The 18,728-nt window shown below is 57.7% G+C and carries 19 protein-coding genes, 1 tRNA gene and 1 other RNA gene; 9 read left to right on the forward strand and 12 right to left on the reverse strand.

What is annotated here, in order from left to right; all coding sequences use genetic code 11:
- Positions 1 to 18: 18 nt before the first annotated feature.
- From rnpB to ACHZCJ_RS03625, 4 genes are all read right to left on the reverse strand, one after another.
- An RNA gene (rnpB, locus tag ACHZCJ_RS03610) (RNase P RNA component class A) lies at positions 19 to 375 on the reverse strand.
- A gap of 6 nt (positions 376 to 381) precedes the next feature.
- A complete protein-coding gene (locus ACHZCJ_RS03615; protein ID WP_159642359.1) occupies positions 382 to 1,074 on the reverse strand; it encodes an N-acetylmuramoyl-L-alanine amidase in 693 nt (230 codons plus the stop codon).
- Between the two features lie 21 nt (positions 1,075 to 1,095).
- Entirely contained in the window at positions 1,096 to 1,737 is a 642-nt protein-coding gene (locus ACHZCJ_RS03620) for a histidine phosphotransferase family protein (RefSeq protein ID WP_159642357.1), read from the reverse strand.
- 24 nt (positions 1,738 to 1,761) lie between these two features.
- On the reverse strand, positions 1,762 to 2,193 hold the full coding sequence (locus ACHZCJ_RS03625; RefSeq protein WP_394700023.1) for a Mov34/MPN/PAD-1 family protein: 432 nt from the start codon (positions 2,191 to 2,193) through the stop codon (positions 1,762 to 1,764).
- 16 nt (positions 2,194 to 2,209) lie between these two features.
- Between ACHZCJ_RS03625 and ACHZCJ_RS03630 the strand changes: the two genes are divergently transcribed.
- The 4 genes from ACHZCJ_RS03630 (at position 2,210) to ACHZCJ_RS03645 (ending at position 5,196) form a co-directional block, all read left to right on the forward strand.
- Positions 2,210 to 3,163: an RluA family pseudouridine synthase gene (locus tag ACHZCJ_RS03630; RefSeq protein WP_321324984.1), complete on the forward strand. Its 954-nt coding sequence runs from the start codon at positions 2,210 to 2,212 to the stop codon at positions 3,161 to 3,163.
- 74 nt (positions 3,164 to 3,237) lie between these two features.
- Positions 3,238 to 4,149: an RNA polymerase sigma factor RpoH gene (gene rpoH / locus ACHZCJ_RS03635; RefSeq protein WP_089134681.1), complete on the forward strand. Its 912-nt coding sequence runs from the start codon at positions 3,238 to 3,240 to the stop codon at positions 4,147 to 4,149.
- A gap of 85 nt (positions 4,150 to 4,234) precedes the next feature.
- The gene (gene mtgA / locus ACHZCJ_RS03640) at positions 4,235 to 4,900 is read left to right on the forward strand and encodes a monofunctional biosynthetic peptidoglycan transglycosylase (RefSeq protein WP_321323973.1); all 666 of its coding nucleotides are present in this window, start codon (positions 4,235 to 4,237) and stop codon (positions 4,898 to 4,900) included.
- Positions 4,901 to 4,926: 26 nt separating this feature from the next.
- A complete protein-coding gene (locus ACHZCJ_RS03645; protein WP_321323974.1) occupies positions 4,927 to 5,196 on the forward strand; it encodes a hypothetical protein in 270 nt (89 codons plus the stop codon).
- 34 nt (positions 5,197 to 5,230) lie between these two features.
- Here the strand turns inward: ACHZCJ_RS03645 and clpX are convergent, their stop codons facing one another.
- Positions 5,231 to 6,493: an ATP-dependent Clp protease ATP-binding subunit ClpX gene (gene clpX, locus ACHZCJ_RS03650; RefSeq protein WP_159642349.1), complete on the reverse strand. Its 1,263-nt coding sequence runs from the start codon at positions 6,491 to 6,493 to the stop codon at positions 5,231 to 5,233.
- A gap of 137 nt (positions 6,494 to 6,630) precedes the next feature.
- Complete coding sequence (locus ACHZCJ_RS03655; RefSeq protein WP_159642347.1) at positions 6,631 to 7,254, reverse strand: ATP-dependent Clp protease proteolytic subunit; 624 nt, start codon at positions 7,252 to 7,254, stop codon at positions 6,631 to 6,633.
- Between the two features lie 244 nt (positions 7,255 to 7,498).
- Between ACHZCJ_RS03655 and ACHZCJ_RS03660 the strand changes: the two genes are divergently transcribed.
- Positions 7,499 to 8,119, forward strand: a complete 621-nt coding sequence (locus ACHZCJ_RS03660) for an ATP-dependent Clp protease proteolytic subunit (protein ID WP_159642345.1) — start codon at positions 7,499 to 7,501, stop codon at positions 8,117 to 8,119.
- Positions 8,120 to 8,226: 107 nt separating this feature from the next.
- Here ACHZCJ_RS03660 and tig read toward each other — a convergent pair whose 3' ends face one another.
- The 5 genes from tig to gatC form a co-directional block, all read right to left on the reverse strand.
- Positions 8,227 to 9,783 carry a trigger factor gene (gene tig, locus ACHZCJ_RS03665; RefSeq protein WP_321323978.1) on the reverse strand — a complete coding sequence of 519 codons (1,557 nt, stop codon included), beginning with the start codon at positions 9,781 to 9,783 and terminating at the stop codon, positions 8,227 to 8,229.
- A gap of 57 nt (positions 9,784 to 9,840) precedes the next feature.
- A tRNA-Leu gene (locus tag ACHZCJ_RS03670) sits at positions 9,841 to 9,925 on the reverse strand.
- A 91-nt stretch (positions 9,926 to 10,016) separates the two neighbouring features.
- Positions 10,017 to 11,504, reverse strand: coding sequence for an Asp-tRNA(Asn)/Glu-tRNA(Gln) amidotransferase subunit GatB (gatB, locus tag ACHZCJ_RS03675; RefSeq protein ID WP_321323981.1), 1,488 nt, complete (start codon positions 11,502 to 11,504; stop codon positions 10,017 to 10,019).
- 2 nt (positions 11,505 to 11,506) lie between these two features.
- Positions 11,507 to 12,991 carry an Asp-tRNA(Asn)/Glu-tRNA(Gln) amidotransferase subunit GatA gene (gene gatA / locus ACHZCJ_RS03680; RefSeq protein WP_321323983.1) on the reverse strand — a complete coding sequence of 495 codons (1,485 nt, stop codon included), beginning with the start codon at positions 12,989 to 12,991 and terminating at the stop codon, positions 11,507 to 11,509.
- Positions 12,991 to 13,278 carry an Asp-tRNA(Asn)/Glu-tRNA(Gln) amidotransferase subunit GatC gene (gene gatC, locus ACHZCJ_RS03685; protein WP_321323985.1) on the reverse strand — a complete coding sequence of 96 codons (288 nt, stop codon included), beginning with the start codon at positions 13,276 to 13,278 and terminating at the stop codon, positions 12,991 to 12,993. The genes gatA and gatC overlap by 1 nt, the downstream gene beginning before the upstream one ends.
- 128 nt (positions 13,279 to 13,406) lie before the next feature.
- Between gatC and ACHZCJ_RS03690 the strand changes: the two genes are divergently transcribed.
- From ACHZCJ_RS03690 to ACHZCJ_RS03705, 4 genes are read left to right on the forward strand one after another with little or no spacing between them, the layout of a single operon-like run.
- Positions 13,407 to 14,531, forward strand: a complete 1,125-nt coding sequence (locus ACHZCJ_RS03690; protein ID WP_321323987.1) for a DUF3089 domain-containing protein — start codon at positions 13,407 to 13,409, stop codon at positions 14,529 to 14,531.
- Complete coding sequence (gene ruvX, locus ACHZCJ_RS03695; RefSeq protein WP_159647886.1) at positions 14,528 to 14,992, forward strand: Holliday junction resolvase RuvX; 465 nt, start codon at positions 14,528 to 14,530, stop codon at positions 14,990 to 14,992. The genes ACHZCJ_RS03690 and ruvX overlap by 4 nt, the downstream gene beginning before the upstream one ends.
- A 22-nt stretch (positions 14,993 to 15,014) precedes the next feature.
- Complete coding sequence (locus ACHZCJ_RS03700; RefSeq protein ID WP_321323989.1) at positions 15,015 to 16,007, forward strand: aspartate carbamoyltransferase catalytic subunit; 993 nt, start codon at positions 15,015 to 15,017, stop codon at positions 16,005 to 16,007.
- On the forward strand, positions 16,004 to 17,224 hold the full coding sequence (locus ACHZCJ_RS03705) for a dihydroorotase (protein WP_321323991.1): 1,221 nt from the start codon (positions 16,004 to 16,006) through the stop codon (positions 17,222 to 17,224). Before ACHZCJ_RS03700 ends, ACHZCJ_RS03705 begins: the two co-directional genes overlap by 4 nt.
- A gap of 30 nt (positions 17,225 to 17,254) precedes the next feature.
- Here the strand turns inward: ACHZCJ_RS03705 and ACHZCJ_RS03710 are convergent, their stop codons facing one another.
- Positions 17,255 to 18,688 (reverse strand): SPOR domain-containing protein, encoded by a 1,434-nt coding sequence (locus ACHZCJ_RS03710; RefSeq protein ID WP_321323993.1) that lies wholly within the window; start codon positions 18,686 to 18,688, stop codon positions 17,255 to 17,257.
- Positions 18,689 to 18,728 lie beyond the last annotated feature (40 nt).

Raw genomic sequence — 18,728 nt, forward strand, 5'->3', positions numbered from 1 at the left:
TTCAACGATCAAATTGAAAATACCAGAGGGTCTGTAAGCCGGGTTCTGTCCATCCGCCGAAACGGAATAGCCAGCCATTCATCTGGGCCATGCATTGCTGCGTGGCTCAAGCAACCAACCCGGGCAGCAAGCCGAAAAAGCCATATGCCGCCCCTATTTGGTTTTGCTCCAGGTGGGGTTTACCATGCCAGGCCTGTTGCCAGTCCCGCGGTGCGCTCTTACCGCACCCTTTCAATGTCACGTGACCGAAGTCGTCGCGACCTGCTTTCTGTTGCACTTTCCCTAGGGTTTCCCCCGCCGGACGTTATCCGGCACCTTCTAATCGTGGAGCCCGGACTTTCCTCGACAAACTGCCGCGGCTGGCCGACCCTCTGGTCCGCCCTATTTAGTGATTCCACGCTCTCTGTCCAACATTAAAGACAAAAGCAGCGAGCGGCACTCGCCATCGATCACGCCGTCGATATTTGCCGGACGGAAACGGCGCTGAAACGCAACAACGGCGGCCGTCTGGTCGGATATATCATAGCCGAACCGTTCCAGCGCCAGCATGAAGCCGCCGTCGGTCCAGGGCGGGTCGTTCAGCTTCACCGCCGGTTTTTTCAGCGCGATACCGTGGCGCGCCAGGCGGTCCCAGTCGAACAATTCGCCCGGATCCTGCTTGCGCGCCGGAGCAAGATCGCTGTGGCCGATAACATTGGAGGCGGTGATATTGTGCCGTTGCACGATCTCATGCGCAAGACGGGTGACGGCATCCATCTGCTCTTCCGGGAAGGGCACATAACCCCATTCATGCCCGGGATTGACGATTTCGATACCGATGCTGGCGCTGTTCACATCACTGATCCCGCGCCAGAAGCCGCGGCCCGCGTGCCAGGCCCGCTTCTCCTCTTCGACCATCTGGACGATCTGGCCATCCTCGGTGACCACATAATGGGCCGAAACCTTGGCTTCGGGATTGGCCAGCCAGCTGATCGCCGAAGCCGCGTCCTTCATGCCGGTATAATGCATCACAAGAATGCTTATCGGCAGCTGGCGTTCGTCAAAATTGGGAGACGGCGTCCATATCGCATCCATGAAAGGCCCTTCCATTGAAGCTCAAGCGGTGACAATAGCACCCAAAAGCAATTCTGTCGTCGATGGTGGAGAAATTCGCAAATCGCCGCCATTTTCCAACGTCAGTTCCCGGGTCATCCACGCGCCCGCGGTCCGTGCGCTGAGATCGGTCTGCGCTATCGTACCATCCAGGGCAGATCGTATTCCCTCGTCTAGCGCGATCTTGTCCCCCTCTGCCCTGATAACGACCTCGACACCGAGATCCCCATGCTCGGCACCGACATCCAGCCGTCCGCCCCGCACCAGGGATTCCTTGGCAATCAGCGCGAGATTGAGGAGAATCTTGATCGCTTTCTTGGGCAAGGCCTCGCCCTGCAAGGCCCAGCCAAGGGTGATCTTTCCCGAATCGCCGAGCAGCGATTCGATCAGCTGGCGCGCTTCTGCCGGATCGACATTGTCGCCGAAACCGCCGGCAGCACCAAAGGCGAGCCGGAAATATTTCAGCTTGTTGGCCGATACTCTGGCGCTGTCCGCGAGCAGATCCATGCAGCGATCGCGCATCACCGGGTCAGTTTCGCCTTCCAGCAATTCCAGTCCGTTGTTGAGCGCTCCGACCGGACTGAGCAAATCGTGACATATTTTCGAACACAGCAATGCTGCCAGGTCAACTTCGCTATTCGACATATAAACACGCCCTTAACTATCATTTCATTCTGCGGCTGTTTGGCCTTTTGCACCGGTGCAATCAAGTGTGATCGCGTTGAAGCGGCCATAAATATCGCCGTTTTCAACCGCATGCCATGCTGCGGCTTTCTGGCCGTTCAAAATCAACCAGATCCGGCCATCGGCTGCGGCGCACCCCGCGTCAATCGCAGAAGGCCGCACGCTGCCGCCGGGATGGGAATGATAATAGCCGGCGATGGTATCACCGCCATCGCGCTGATCCCGCTCGGCGGCGATCAATAGTGCCGGATCAATTTCGAAATGGCGCAGCGGATCGGCGGCAACATTTGGTGCTGGGCGATAGGTGCTGACCCGCCCGTCGTCACCGAATAATATTCCGCAAATTTCATGCGGTTTCCCGGCTTCGGCCAGTCGCTGGAGTTCCGCCAAGATGGCGCTTGATATAAACAGTTGCATGGCCCACATCTACGCGATGAACGCGGGGCAATCTACCATATCCGGAACCTTACCGGAATCACAGAAAAAGCAGCGTCTGGATGCCGCCCTCACAGAGGTGGTGGACGGGCTTTCGCGCGAGCGGGTGAAATCGCTGATCGCTGGCGGACATCTGCTGGTGGAAGGAACGGTCTTCACCGACCCCTCGGCCAAGAAGCTGGCCGGCAAACCATTCGCGCTCACGATACCCGAACCGATCGAAGGGCCGGCCCAGCCACAGGATATTCCTCTCGACGTCGTGTTCGAGGACCCGCATCTGATCATTGTCAACAAGCCGGCGGGGCTGGTCGTCCATCCCGCCGCCGGTCATGCTGACGGTACACTGGTCAACGCGCTGCTCCACCATTGCCGGGGCGAGCTATCAGGCATTGGCGGCGTTTCCCGGCCCGGAATTGTCCACCGGATCGACAAGGATACGTCAGGACTGATGGTCGCGGCCAAGACCGACGCCGCGCACCAGGGACTTAGTGCCCTGTTCGCCAAACATGATATCGAGCGGCGCTATCTGGCGATTGTCAACGGCCGGCCCAATCCGCCCATGGCGACGATCGAGGGAAGCATCGGCCGGAGTAACGTCAACCGCAAGAAAATGGCGGTTGTCGGAGACGATCGCGGCAAGACGGCAATGACCCATTATACGGTCAAGGAAATGCTCGACGGCGCTGCGCTGGTCGAATGTACGCTGGAAACCGGGCGCACCCACCAGGTAAGGGTTCATATGACCCATATCGGCCACAGTCTGATTGGTGACCCGCTCTATGGTGCTGGTCGAAAATCATTACTTTCCCGGCGAAAAGATATTCAATTTCGACGTCAGGCGCTGCATGCTGCTAGTCTTGGATTTGTTCACCCGATAACGGACGAAAAATTGATGTTTTCTATCGATTTTCCGGACGATATGCAGGAACTATTCATGAAGTTGCGTGTATAGGTAACACACCTTATATCGCTTTTGACCAAAGGGTGCTTGATGAGGCCCGGAGGCACAACAAAGAAGGAACGAAAATGGCTAATGGTAGCAATGTTCCGGCAAAAATCCCAGCCTTAGGGGGGGACGCAAGCCTGAACCGGTATCTCTCGGAAGTCCGCAAATTTCCTATTTTGACTCCCGAACAGGAATATATGCTGGCGAAACGCTATTCTGAGCACAAGGATCAGGAAGCCGCCGCCCAGCTCGTCACCTCGCACCTGCGGCTCGTCGCGAAAATCGCGATGGGCTTTCGCGGCTACGGCCTGCCCGTCTCGGATCTGATTTCCGAGGGCAATGTCGGGCTGATGCAGGGCGTGAAGAAATTCGAACCCGACCGCGGTTTCCGCCTCGCGACCTATGCGATGTGGTGGATTCGTGCGTCGATCCAGGAATATGTGTTGCGTAGCTGGAGCCTCGTGAAAATGGGCACCACCGCCGCACAGAAGAAGCTTTTCTTCAATCTGCGCCGGATGAAGAATAATCTCGATGCGTTTGAAGACGGTGATCTGTCGCCGGAAGATGTGCAGAAAATTTCCACCGATCTGGGCGTGGCCGAGCATGAAGTGGTCAATATGAACCGCCGTATGTCGATGGGCGGCGATGCCTCACTGAACGTGTCGCTATCGTCCGAAGATGGCGACAGCGGCCAGTGGCAGGATATATTGGAAGATGACGGCCCGCTGCACGATGAAGCGATTGCAGCCTCTCAGGAAGCCGACTTCCGTCATGAAATGCTGACCGAGGCCATGGGCTCGCTGAACGAGCGCGAGCAGCATATTTTGGCTGAACGCCGCTTGTCGGAAGATCCCAAAACGCTGGAAGACCTGAGCAAGGTCTATGAAGTCAGTCGCGAGCGCATTCGTCAGATCGAGGTTCGCGCGTTCGAAAAACTGCAGAAAGCAATGCTGCGGATTGCCGGTGAAAAACAGCTTCTTGCCGCGAACTGATCAGAAATCCTGACCAAGGCATAAAATAGCAGAGCGCCCCGAAACAGAAATTGTTTTCGGGGCGCTTTGCATTTAGGCTCCGGCTATGGGGCTGATCAAATTTCTCTTCAAGTTCATGATTTATTTCATCCTGATCACAGTCGCGTGGGTCGGGATCTATGCAATTGTGCCGCCGCCAATAACCGCAACCATGGTTCTGGATGAAAACGGCAGTACCAAGGACTGGACGAGTTTCAGCGACATCTCCCCCAATATGGCACGCGCCGTCATTGCCGCCGAGGACAGCAAATTTTGCAGCCACAACGGTTTTGACACCGAAGCAATCCAGAAGGCGATCCAGCGCAACGCCCAGGGCGGGCGGATACGGGGTGGTTCGACCATATCCCAGCAAGTCGCCAAAAACGCCTTCCTCTGGCAGGGCGGCGGGTTTTTCCGCAAGGGGCTGGAAGCCTATTTCACCTTCCTGATCGAGACGATCTGGAGCAAGCGGCGGATTATGGAAGTCTATCTCAATATCGCCGAGACCGGTATCGGCACCTATGGAGTGCAGGCGGGTGCGCAGCGCTATTTCAAAAAGGACGCGAAGGATCTGACCAAGATCGAGGCGGCGCGCATCGCGGCGGCCCTGCCCCTGCCCAAGAAACGCGCTGTCAACGGCGCCAGCGGCTTTACCCGGCGCTATGGCAACACGATTGCGGCGCGGATCAATGTGGTGCGGAACGAGAAGCTGGACGGGTGTATTTATAAATAGATCGAATGGAAGGTGCTACCTGCGTCATGGTAGTTGAAACTGCCACTCTTCTCAGTCTGGCCTTTGGGTTTGTTGTCGGCATCGTAATAACAAAGCCAAAACTGGGTTGCGCAGCACTCTTGCTAGGTCCGATTGCCATGATCGCGTATATCAGCGCGTGGCAGCAACAGAACCCCGAACTCATTCGTTCAACCAGAGGATTGGATTTTCTCTTTGTTCCATTTTGGCCAAGCGTTGGCGCACTGTGTGGTTTCACTGCCGGCTTGGTATTGAGGACCCTAGACGAAGAAAAATAGGCTAAACAAAGACGCTTCGATTATTCTGCTATTTCTACGCCGCATCTTCCTTCTTCGCCTTGGCGATCACCTTCACCGGGTCTTTTGTTCCCGCGACCACATCCTTGTCGATCACGATCTCGTCCACGCCCTCCAGATCGGGCAGGTCGAACATGGTGTCGAGCAGGATATTCTCGACAATGGACCGCAGGCCACGGGCACCGGTCTTGCGCTCGATAGCCTTGTTGGCCACCGCGACCAGCGCGTCTTCGGTAAAGGTCAATCCGACGTCTTCCAGTTCGAACAATTTGCGATATTGTTTCACCAGCGCGTTTTTCGGTTCCTGGAGGATGGTCACCAGCGCGTCGACGTCGAGATCCTCGAGTGTTGCGATTACCGGCAGACGGCCGACAAATTCAGGGATCAGACCGAATTTTAGCAGATCCTCGGGTTCGCCCTGAGCGAGCAGCTCACCGACCCGGCGTTCTTCCGGCGCCGCAACATGAGCGCCGAAGCCAATCGATTTTCCTTCGAGACGGTCACCGATGATCTTTTCCAGACCGGCGAATGCGCCGCCGCAAATGAACAGGATATTGGTAGTGTCGACCTGCAGGAATTCCTGCTGCGGATGCTTGCGGCCGCCCTGCGGCGGAACGCTGGCTGTGGTGCCCTCCATCAGCTTGAGCAGTGCCTGCTGGACGCCTTCACCCGATACATCGCGGGTGATCGACGGATTTTCCGCCTTGCGGCTGATCTTGTCGATTTCGTCGATATAGACAATGCCGCGCTGGGCCTTCTCGACATTATAGTCGGACGCCTGCAACAGTTTCAGAATGATATTCTCGACATCTTCACCGACATAGCCGGCCTCGGTCAACGTGGTCGCGTCGGCCATGGTGAAGGGCACGTCGAATGTCTTGGCCAGCGTCTGCGCCAGCAAGGTCTTGCCGCAACCGGTCGGCCCGACCAGCAGGATATTCGACTTGGCCAGCTCGATGTCGCCGGATTTCGCAGCGTGGTTGAGGCGCTTATAGTGATTGTGGACGGCAACCGAGAGAACCCGTTTCGCGCGGTTCTGGCCGATCACATAATCGTTCAGAACATCGCAGATTTCCTGCGGCGACGGCACTTCGCCGTCCTTGCGACCGGTGACGGCGCCCTTGGTCTCCTCGCGGATGATGTCGTTGCACAGCTCGACACATTCATCGCAGATAAAAACCGTCGGTCCGGCAATCAGCTTGCGGACTTCATGCTGGGATTTTCCGCAGAAGGAGCAATAAAGGGTGCTCTTCGAATCAGATCCCGTCAATTTCGTCATAAAAAGTCCTTTAAACCGGCGATTATTGTAATCTAACCGTCAAATTCCAAATTGCCACAGCTTTTTACCCGCCCTTTCGGCGTATATGCAAGCCTGTCAACCATATTGCTGATGTCTACCCGGGTGAGGCAACGCGCTTATTTGTCCCCGTCGCTTGGCACCGGGCGCTTGTCATAGACTTCGTCGACAATACCGAACGCCTTGGCCTCGTTCGCTTCCAGGAAGGTATCGCGATCCATGGCCTTTTCGATCTCTTCTACCGATTTGCCGGTATATTTCGCGTACAGCGCATTCATGCTCGACCGGATACGCAGGATTTCCTTAGCCTGGATCTCGATGTCGGAAGCCATGCCCTGGGCGCCGCCGGACGGCTGGTGGACCATGATCCGTGCGTTGGTGGTCGCCATGCGCATGCCCGGTTCACCCGCAGCCAGCAGGAAGCTGCCCATCGATGCCGCCTGACCGACACAGACCGTGCCAACGCGCGGACGGATATATTGCATCGTGTCGTGGATCGCCATGCCGGCGGTCACCACGCCACCGGGCGAATTGATGTAAAGATAGATATCTTTCTTCGGGTTTTCGGATTCCAGAAACAGCAGTTGCGCGGTGATGATCGATGCCATCCCGTCTTCGATCGGACCGGTGACAAATACGATCCGCTCGCGCAACAGCCGGGAAAAAATGTCAAAACTGCGTTCGCCACGGTTGGATTGTTCGATAACAACCGGGACTAGAGCGTCTGTGATCGGATCATGCATGTTGTAGGTCGTCCTGTTTTTATCTCTTTTGCGCTTCTCTTCAGCGTCGGCACTACATCGGGATTATCGCCGGATTGTTCAAGGGCTTTAACGATCTTGCACGAGAATGATTGCCGCCGAGAAAAAATTGCTCGCCGGCACGACGATCATTGCGCACTATCCCGGCTATCCCTACATGTTCTGCAAGGCAACGCTGATCCTTCCGTGATCGGTGCTCGTTAAATTTCCATCTGCGGAGTCAAGAATGATAACCAACAACAGCCCAATCACCCCCTTATCCAATGAAGAGGACGAGGACGAGAACAAGTCCGGTGGCCTGCCCGGAGCCATGATGACCAAGTTTCTCGAAGCCCGCACGATCATGATTTTTGGCGGCATCGACCAGAAACTGGCAGAGCGTGTGTCGACGCAGCTGCTCTATCTCGATCATGTCAATAACGATCCGATCCGCATTTTCCTGAACTCCCCGGGTGGCCACGTTGAATCCGGCGACACGATCCACGATCTGGTTCGCTATATAAGCTCACCCGTCGCGATGATCGGAACCGGCTGGGTGGCCAGCGCCGGCACGCATATCTTTCTTGGCGTTCCGAAGGAACAGCGTTTCTGCCTGCCCAATACGAGATTCTTGATCCATCAGCCATCCGGCGGCGCCGGCGGCAAGGCATCGGATATCGCAATCCAGGCACAGGAAATCGTCAAGATGCGCGAGCGTCTGGCCCGGATCATTGCCGAGGAAACCGGACAGGATGTCGAGCGGGTCCGTAAGGATATCGATCGCGATTACTGGATGAGCACCGAAGAAGCCAAGGAATATGGCATTCTCGGTACGGTGATCGACAAGGCTAGCGAGGTCATCATCTAACCAGGGCTGGCGCTCTCACTCGACAACTATATCTGGTTGATCGCAGCCCATAAAAAAGCCGGACAGGTTCACCCTGCCCGGCTTTTTTAATATCCCGATGGGATAGATTATTTCTTGGCTGGTGCCTTTTTGGCAGCCGGTTTTTTCGCGGCCGGCTTCTTGGCCGCCGGTTTTTTGGCTGGTGCCTTATCGGCAGCGGCCTTGGCCGGAGCTTTTTTCGCTGCAGCCTTCTTGGCCGGTGCCTTTTCGGCATCGTCCTTCTTGGCGGCGGTTTTTTTCGCAGCGGCTTTCTTGGCTGGCGCCTTTTTCTTGGCAGCCGGCTTCGCTTCGGCCTTGTCTTCTGCCTCGATCGCAGCTTCCAGCTCTTCACGCGTTACCTTGCGGTCGGTGATTTCGGCTTTGTCAAACAGGAAGTCGACAACCTTGTCTTCATACATCGGTGCACGAAGCTGGGCTGCAGCCATCTGGTCCTGCTGGATATACTGGACGAACCGGTCGCGGTCTTCCGGACGATATTGCTGGGCCGCCTGCTGGATCAGCATGCCCATTTCCTGCTGGCTGACTTCGACGCCATTGGCCTGGCCGATTTCCGAAAGCAGCAGTCCGAGGCGAACGCGACGGACGGCAATCTCGCGATATTCGTCCTTCTCGTCTTCCATTTCCTTGCGAGCCGCTTCCGGATCTTCTTCCTGGGCCGCTTCCTGCTCCAGCTGCTGCCAGATCTGGTTGAATTCGGCTTCGACCATACCCGGCGGCACTTCGAAATCATGATTGGCGGCGAGTTGATCCAGTAGCTTGCGCTTCATATGGGTGCGGGTCAGGCCGTTCAGTTCCTGCTCGATCTGGCCCTTCAGCAATTCGCTGAGCTGGTCGATACCTTCGAGACCCATGGATTTGGCCATTTCGTCGTCGGCTTTCGCAACCTTCGGCTTCTGCACTTCGGCAACAACCACGTCGAAAGTGGCGTCTTTGCCCTTCAGGTCTTCAACATTATAATCGTCGGGAAAGGTTACCTTGACGAGCACTTCGTCATTGGCCTTCTTGCCGATCAACTGGTCTTCAAAGCCCGGGATCAGGCGGCCGGAACCAAGTTCGATCGCCATGCCTTCGCCCTTGCCGCCTTCAAACGGCACACCGTCAACCTTGCCTTCAAAGTCGATCAGCAACTGATCGCCTTCTTTCGCCTTGTAGGATTTCGCGGCAGTTTCGAACTGCTTCTGGCTTTCCGCGAATTTCTGCAGCGCTTCGTCAACGGTTTTCTCGTCCGCTTCGACCTGAAGCCGCTCGAGTTTCAGGCCGTCGACCGATGGTGTCGGAACGTCCGGCAGAATTTCCAGATCCAGCTTCACATTCGCGTCCTTGCCGGGCTCATAGCCTTCATCAAGATCGACGTTCGGCTGCATCGCCGGACGGAGCTTGTTGTCCGCGAGGGTTTTCTCGATGCTTTCCTGGATCGAGCTGGTCAGCGCGTCCTGCATCAGCGCATCATTATGCATCTTGCGCACCAGGTTGGCCGGAACCTTGCCTTTGCGGAAACCGGGCATATTGACCTGAGGAGCAAGCTTCTTGACCTCGGCATCAACGCGTGATTCGATATCTTTCGCGGTTATCTTGATTTCATAGGCCCGTTTCAGACCTTCGTTCAGCGTTTCAACAATCTGCATGACTATCCTTTGGTGCCTTCATATTCGGTGTTATTTCGATAAATATTGCGACTAACTTGGTGCGGGCGAAGGGACTCGAACCCCCACACCCGAAGATACCAGAACCTAAATCTGGCGCGTCTACCAATTCCGCCACGCCCGCCCAGCTAAGTCGTCAAAACCCTATCGAAGTACGATTGACCCGCGCGCCTAGCCGAAAGGCGCGTTGAGGGCAAGTGGGGTTTGTGAACGAATCAACCCAGCGTCTTCTTGAGAAGTTCATTCACCACCTGCGGATTGGCCTTGCCCTGCATGGCTTTCATTGTCTGGCCGACGAAGAAGCCGAACAATTTGTCCTTGCCGTCGCGATACTGGGCGACCTTGTCTTCATTGGCGGCCATCACGTCGGCGATGACTTTCTCGATCGCGCCGGTGTCGGATTCCTGCTTGAGCCCCTGTTCCTCGACGATCTTTTTCGCGCCGTCGCCGGTTTCGAGCATGATCTCGAAGACCTGCTTGGCGATCTTGCCGGAGATGGTGCCATCGGCAACCAGACCAAGCAATTCCGCGGCCTGTGCGGGGGAAACCGGACTATTTTCAATGCTCAGACCCATGCGGTTGAGCGCCCCGAAAAGTTCGGAAGTCACCCAGTTGGCCGCGCTGCTGGCGATTTTTTCCGGCTCGTCGGTGGTTTCGAGCAGTTCCTCGAACCACAGGGCCGTTTCATGCTCTGCGGTCAGGACCGCGGCATTATAGGCGCTCAGGCCGAGGACATTCTTGTAGCGCGCGCGCTTTTCATCCGGTAGTTCCGGCAGGCTCGCCTTGCAGTCGAAGATGAAATCATCTTCCAGTTCCAGCGGCAACAGGTCGGGATCAGGGAAATAGCGATAGTCGTGCGCATCTTCCTTCGAGCGCATCGACCGCGTTTCGCCCTTGTCCGGATCGAACAGGCGGGTTTCCTGCACGACGGTACCGCCATCCTCTATGACATCGACCTGACGCTGGGCTTCATATTCGATCACCGCCTGGATGAAGCGCATCGAGTTGACATTCTTGGTCTCGGTGCGGGTGCCGAGTTCGCCGCCCGGCTTGCGCACGCTGACATTGACGTCGGCGCGCATAGAGCCCTGTTCCATATTACCGTCGCATGCCCCGACATAGCGCAGGATCGAACGCAGCTTGCGAACATAGGCCGCGGCTTCCTTGGGCGAAGTCATATCCGGCTTGGACACGATTTCCATCAAGGCTACGCCGCAGCGGTTGAGATCGACATAAGACATGGTCGGATGCTGGTCATGCATCAGCTTGCCGGCATCCTGCTCGATATGGATACGCTCGACACCAATCGCCTTGCCATGGGCGTCGGGATCTTTCTCGTCGAGCGAAATCTGGATCACGCCCTCGCCCACGATCGGATGGTAAAGCTGGGAAATCTGGTAACCCTGCGGCAGATCGGCGTAGAAATAATTCTTGCGGTCGAAGCGGGAATATTTGTTGATCTTCGCATTGATAGCAAGACCGGTGCGCACCGCCTGACGGACGCATTCGGCGTTCAGCGTCGGCAACATGCCGGGCATGGCGGCGTCGACCAGGCTGACCTGCGTATTCGGCTCAGCGCCAAATTCGGTCGAGGCCCCGGAAAAGAGCTTCGATTCGGAGGTGATCTGGGCGTGGACCTCGAGGCCGATCACGACCTCCCATTCGCCGGTTCCGCCCTGGATACGATATGTTGATTCAGTCATTTCTACCACCACTGCTCAGGCTTGGCGACGAAGCCAGCCCGTTCTTCGATCGCCAGTCCGGCGTTGAACACGCTCTGCTCGTCCAGTGCCTTGCCGATGATCTGCAGGCCGAGCGGCAATCCCTTGCCGTCAAGTCCGGCGGGCACCGACATCGCGGGCAGTCCGGCCAGCGAGCTGGGTACGGTGAACACGTCGTTCAGATACATGGCCAGCGGATCGTCGCTTTTCTCGCCCAGACCAAAGGCCGCGCTTGGCGCGGTCGGGGTCAGCAGCAGATCGCAGCTGTTCCAGGCCTTGTCGAAATCCTGCGAGATCAGCGTTCGGACCTTCTGCGCCTGCGTATAATAAGCGTCATAATAGCCGGCGCTCAGCACATAGGTGCCGATCATGATCCGGCGTTTCACCTCGTCGCCGAAACCGGCTTCGCGGGTTGCGGCATACATGTCCTGCAGCCCTACTCCGTCAGGCAGATCGCGCAATCCGTAGCGCACGCCGTCATAGCGGGAAAGGTTGGACGATGCTTCGGCCGGCGCGATGATATAATAAGCCGGCAGCGCATATTTTGTGTGCGGCAGCGAGACATCGACGATGGTCGCGCCGGCATCTTTCAGCATCTCGATGCCTTTCTGCCAGAGCGCATCGATATCGGCCGGCATATTCTCGACCCGATATTCCTTGGGAATGCCGATTTTCTTGCCCGCCAGATTGCTGCTCAGCGCCGCTTCCCAGTCGGGGACGGGCAGGTCCAGCGAAGTCGAATCCTTGGCATCGAAACCGGCCATGGATTCGAGCATGATCGCGCAATCGCGGACATCATGGGCCATCGGCCCGGCCTGGTCGAGCGAGCTGGCGAAGGCAATCGTGCCCCAGCGCGAGCAGCGTCCATAGGTCGGTTTGAAACCGGTGATGCCGGTGAAGGCGGCAGGCTGGCGAATCGAGCCACCAGTGTCGGTGCCGGTGGCGGCTGGCGCGATGCGTCCCGAAACCACCGCTGCGCTACCGCCCGAAGAACCACCCGGCGTCAGATCTCTATTGCCGCCGTCGTTGCGGCGCCAGGGCGAGATGACATTGCCGAAAGCGCTGGTCTCGTTCGACGAGCCCATGGCGAACTGGTCCAGATTGAGCTTGCCGAGCATGCCGGCGCCGGCCTTGAACAGGTTGGACGACACGGTCGATTCATATTGCGGAACGAAGCCCTTCAGGATGCCGCTGGCCGCAGTCGTCTCGACGCCCTGCGTACAGAAGAGATCCTTCATGCCGATCGGAACGCCGGCCATCTTGCCGAGGGTTTCACCGGCCGCCTTGGCCTTGTCGGTCGCTTCCGCCGCCGCCAGCGCATGGTCCGGCGTCTCGACCAGAAAGGCATTCAGTGGCTTGGCCGCGCTCACCCGCGCGATGAAAGTCTCTGCCACTTCCTTCGCGGTGAATTCGCCGTCCGCAATTCCGTTGCGGATATCAGCGATGCCCATTTCAAATATTGCGGTCATTATTCAATCACCTTCGGAACAGCAAAGAAGCCATGGTCGGCCACGGGCGCGTTGGCCAGTATCTTGTCGCGAATCTCGCCGTCAGTGACGACATCCTCGCGCAGCCGCAATTTGTTCGGGATCACCGCCGTCATCGGCTCGACCTTCGAACAATCCACTTCGCCCAGTTGCTCGACCCAACCCAATATCTGGTTCAGTTCGGGCACGAAGGCATCCGCTTCGGCTTCGGTAATCGCGATCCTCGAGAGGCTGGCGATCTTTTTGACGGTTTCCTTATCGATTGACATGACTCATTCTTTTCAGGTTCATCTTTTTTCGGGTATTTTGGATTTATATTGTGTACCGAGCGCCGCTAGCACTGGCGCGGAGCGGCTTCAAGCGGATTGAGGCAGCAGCATATAGGTTGGAGTGTCATTTGGCCCGTAAATTTCTCTATTTTGTCGCAGGCATGGTCATTCTCGTGCTCGCCGGCGCATTTGTTTATCAGGTCTATGGCGACGATCTGATGGAAGTGGCCTTTGTGCCCGACACCGAGTTCACTGCGCAGGACGTGCTTGAAAATAACGTCTATGCCGATACGTCAATGTGGCTGGCGCGGCCTGAACTGGTGGAGGGCAATCCGGCGCTGTGGCTACCGCAAGGCTATGAAGACAGCGAACCGCCGCTGTCCGAATCCGGAAAGGCTGCCGTTTTCTTCGTCCATCCGACGTCCTTCCTGAAAAAGGACCACTGGAACGCGCCGCTCAATGATCAGGAATCGCAAGATCGGGCACGCATTTTCCTGCGCGGGCAGGCCAGCGCCTTCAATGCGGTCGGCCAGGTCTGGGCCCCGCGCTATCGCCAGGCGACCCTCGGCGCGTTTCTGACCGAAAAGCCGGAAGGCCAGCGGGCGCTGGACGCAGCCTATCAGGACGTGCTGGCTGCCTTCGATTATTTTGTCGGGGAAATTCCAAGCGATCAGCCGATCATTCTGGCCGGGCACAGCCAGGGCAGTCTGCATCTGACCAATTTGCTCAAGGACCGGGTCGCGGGCACACCGCTCGCCAACCGGATTGTCGCCGCTTATGTCGTCGGCTGGCCGGTCTCGGTAGACAGCGATATTTCAGAAATGGGCCTCGATATCTGCGAAACGCCCGAACAGACCCGCTGCATCATGGCCTGGCAAAGCTTTGCCGAGCCGGCAGATTATGGCCGGATTATCAAGGTCTATGACATGACCATCGGCTTCAACGGCGAGCCGCGAAAAGATACAAAATTACTGTGCAGCAATCCGGTCAACGGCGACGTCAACTCGTCTTCTCCGGCCTCGGCCAATCTCGGCACGCTTATCCCGAACGACGATCTGAGCGAAGCAAGCGTCACCGTCGGATCGGTTCCGGCAAAATGCGATCCGCGCGGTTTTCTGCTGATCGGCGATCCGCCGGAAATCGGTCCCTATGCCCTGCCCGGCAATAATTATCATGTCTACGACTATAGCCTGTTCTGGGCCAATGTCCGGGCAGACGCGCGCCGGAGGGTAACAGCATTTCCGGCACGCTGATCTCCGATGATGTTGCGGCCTTTGCCGCTGTGTTGCCCGATGGCGGGCGGCTGCTGGGGCTGGATATCGGCACCAAGACCGTGGGCATGGCCCTGTGCGATTCGCACTGGACCTTCGCGACGCCGGCGGAAACCATCGAGCGGCGCAAATTCTCCAAGGATCTGGAACGCATCAAAACGGTCATTGCCGAACAGAATATTGTCGGACTGGTCGCTGGCCTGCCGCTCAATCTCGACGGTAGCCAGAGCCCGCAGACCCAGGCCGCACGCGCCTTTGCCCAGAACCTCAAACCACTCGGTCTGCCGATTCTCCTGTGGGACGAACGGTGGAGTACCCAGGCGGTCACCCGCGACCTGATCGCCTCCGACGTCAGCCGGAAGAAACGGGCCAAGGTGGTCGACAAAATGGCCGCTGCCTATATTTTGCAGGGCGCCATCGACAGGCTTGCCGCACTGTCATGATGGCACTATAGAACCCGCTTTAATGACATCGCAAAAAACCGCATCGTCGCAGACCTTTCCAGCCGGATCGGATGCTTTTCCTCATCGTCATCTATTGGGTATCGCCGGGCTGCAGCCCTGGGAGATATTATTCCTGCTGGAAGAGGCCAAGCAATGGGTCGATCTCAACAAGAAATCCAGCAAACATGCAGACAAGCTTGATGGCCTGACCGTCATCAATGCCTTTTTCGAGAATAGCACGAGAACGCTGCTGTCCTTTGAAATTGCCGGAAAGCGGATGGGCGCGGATGTCGTTAACATGCACGCGGCGCAATCGAGCATCAAGAAGGGCGAGACGCTGATTGATACCGCGGTTACGCTCAACGCAATGAAGGCCGATGCGATTGTCATCCGCCACGGCAGCTCCGGCGCGGTGCAGCTGATTGCCGACAAGGTTGACTGTCCGGTGCTTAACGCCGGGGACGGACGGCACGAGCATCCGACCCAGGCTTTGCTCGACGCGCTGACCATCCAGCGCCGCCGGGGAGAGATCAGCGGGCTAACCGTTACCATCTGCGGTGACGTGATGCACAGCCGGGTGGCGCGGTCCAATATCTACTGCCTGACCACATTGGGCGCCAGGGTCCGGATATGCGCACCGCCGTCCCTGCTCCCCGCCGCGCTTGACCGGTTTAACGTCGAGGTGTTTACAAATTTCGACGAAGCGCTGAAGGGCAGCGATGTGGTTATGATGCTGCGGCTGCAAAACGAACGGATGAACGGTGACTTCATTCCCAGCCCGCGCGAATATCACTATCTCTATGGCCTGACCCGCGAGCGACTGGAACTCGCCAAGACCGACGCGTTGATAATGCACCCTGGCCCGATGAACCGCGGCGTCGAAATCGACAGCGATGTTGCAGACGATCTCGAAAATTCCGCGATTACCGAGCAGGTCGAAATGGGCGTGGCCGTGCGCATGGCCTGTCTGGATATCCTGACCCGCAAATCGCGCGGTGTGGAGGGCTGGTCATGAACAGGAATTTTGGCAATGCCCGTCTGGTTCTGCCGGGCGAACAACAACCGGTAGAAGGCAGCCTGTTGGTCGAAGGAGACCGCATCTCCACGATCAATACTGGTGCTGACGATCGCTCAGACGGGGCAATCGACTGCCAGGGCAGACTCCTCGCGCCGGGCATCGTCGATCTCGGTGTTTTTGCGATCGACAAACCAGCGTTCCGTTTTGGCGGGATAACCCGGGCAGCGCTGATGCCGGATCAGGCCCCGATCCTCGATCTACCGGCGATGATCAAGCATAATGCCGTCGACGGGAAACCGGATCTCTGGTCACATCCGATCGCCGCGGCCACCAAGGGCCTTGAAGGACAGCAGCTCGCGGAAATCGGATTGATGCAGCGGTCCGGTGCGAAGGCGGTGGCAACCGGCCGGCAATGGATTGCCGACAGCGGCATCATGCTGCGCCTGCTGCAATATTGCAAATCGCTTGATCTGCCGCTGATCGTGCACAGCGAGGATGCCGGGCTCACCGGCGACGCCGTCGCGACCAATGGCGAGACCGCGACGCGTCTCGGGCTGGCCAGCGCCACGGCCGCGGCCGAATCGCTGTCAATTGCGCGGGATATCGCGCTGGTTCGCGAAACCGGTGCCCATGTGCATTTCCGTCAGGTGACCACGACCGACGGGCTCGAGCTGATCCGGGCGGCCAAATCGGAAAATCTGCCGGTATCTTGCGGGATCACCCCTGCCCATCTTCTGTTGTCTGATATCGCGATCAGCGATTTCCGGACATTTGCCCGGCTGAGCCCGCCGCTGCGGAACGAGGCGAATCGCCTCGCCTGCATCGAAGCCGTCAGAGATGGCACCATTGATGTGATTTCTTCCGGTCATGATCCGCGCGGCCCCGAGGACAAGCGCCTGCCCTTTGCCGAGGCCGCACCGGGCATGGCGGGGGCGGAAACCTTGCTGGCCCTGTCGCTCACGCTGGTTCGTGACGGCATCATCCCGATCGGACGTCTGTTCGAGCTGTTGTCCACCAATCCGGCGAAAATACTCGGGGTTGAAGCAGGCTCGCTGACACCAGGCTGTGAAGCGGATTTCATCCTGATCGACGAGGATGCGCCCTGGCGTGTCGATGCACGGAAAATGGCAGCCGCCGCCGGCAATACCCCGTTTGATGGTTTGCCGGTCCAAGGCCGGGTCACGGCCATATATAAAGGCGGCAGAGCTTATTAGCCCACCGCCTTTATCGCATGGCAGGATGATTTAGCGCGAAGCGAGTTTCTTCGGAGCCTGACTGGCCATGCGCGTTGGCACGGCCTTGCTGACGCCCTTTGCCTGGCGGACAATGCAGTTGCCGCCTTTGGCCTTGATGCCGGAACACATGGCTTCGGCCGTCTGCGCATTGCCGAATCCGACGGCTGCGAGGCGGTAGAGCGTCCGTCCTTTTACGTTGACCCGCGAACTAGCATATTGGAACGATTTCAGATCGCTGTTCCTGGCGGACAATATACCCCAGGCGCGCTTGGCGCTGGCCGCCGAGGAAAAGGCTCCGAGCTGAACCAGATGCGTCCCGGACGTCGGAATTACGGTCTGCGATACTGGCTGATAAGCTGTTTTCTGCAAAACAGGCTTGTCAGCCGGAATGTTCTGCACCGCGGCCGTCTTTACCTGCGCTGGCTGGTTGCGCTCGACGACGAGATTGGCGGGAGTCGGTTTGGCGGGCGTTGTGGCAGCGGCCGCACTGGCCACTGATTTTGCAGCCGCGCTGCTGGCTGGCAACGCCACGGAAGCCACTTTCACGTTATTTTCCTTGGCGAGGAAATCAGCCTCATTCCCGGCTTTTGGTGCAGGGCCAACAGCCGGAAGCGGAGTGTTCCGGTCAAAGCTGGCAACTTCACGGCCATAATCCTGTTTCGGAGATGAGGCGACATCGCTCGGAACAACGTTCGCACGGAGCGCCAGTTGCGCCGGCTGACCCGGATCATTGGCGACCGGGGTCACGTTCAGCACAGTGGCGATGCGGGCCTGATAGGCTTCGGGACGCGCCATCTGTGCCCATTGCATCACCCGATCATTGACCGTTTCCGGTGCAACATCCTGCATCGCCATCAGCTTGGCTTCTTTCCAGCGACCGTCCAGAGCATAGGCCAGCCCCAGATTCTGGCGGGTGCGGCCGGTAACATTGGATTCACGAATCGCCTGTTCGAGAACCGTGATCGCGGTCTTGCTGTCACCAGCCAATGCCAGCGCCAGCCCATAGTCGGAAGCCGGAATATATTGACGGTTATTGACGATAAGCGCCTTGGCCTCGGACGCTTTGCCCTGGCCCAGTTTTGCGAGGCTGAGACTCAGAATCGTACGTGCGTCCGACTTGCCGAGTTCCATGGCATCCTCGAAACTGCGTTCTGCCGAAGCCATCCGACCGGCAGACAGATAGGCCTGGCCGAGAAGCGCCCGTGTTTCCGGATCGCTACCCACGCCGGCGACCGAACGTTCGGCATAAGCAATTGCAGCTTCGAGATCACCCTTGGCCAATGCCTTTTCAGCCTTCTTGGCATATTTCGCACCGTCCTTGACGGTTGCCGGCTTGCTGGACAGGGAGGCTACCGAGCCGCCGCCAAGGGGGCCGCAGCCTGTCAACACGGTGGCAAACACCATGGAGGATGCAGCCATTTTCAAAATTACATCGCGTTTCATTTTTATGCCCTCGCAATAAAAGTCAGTCGTTTCCGTTCAA

Source organism: uncultured Parasphingorhabdus sp. (genome assembly GCF_963677535.2).
GTDB lineage: Bacteria > Pseudomonadota > Alphaproteobacteria > Sphingomonadales > Sphingomonadaceae > Parasphingorhabdus.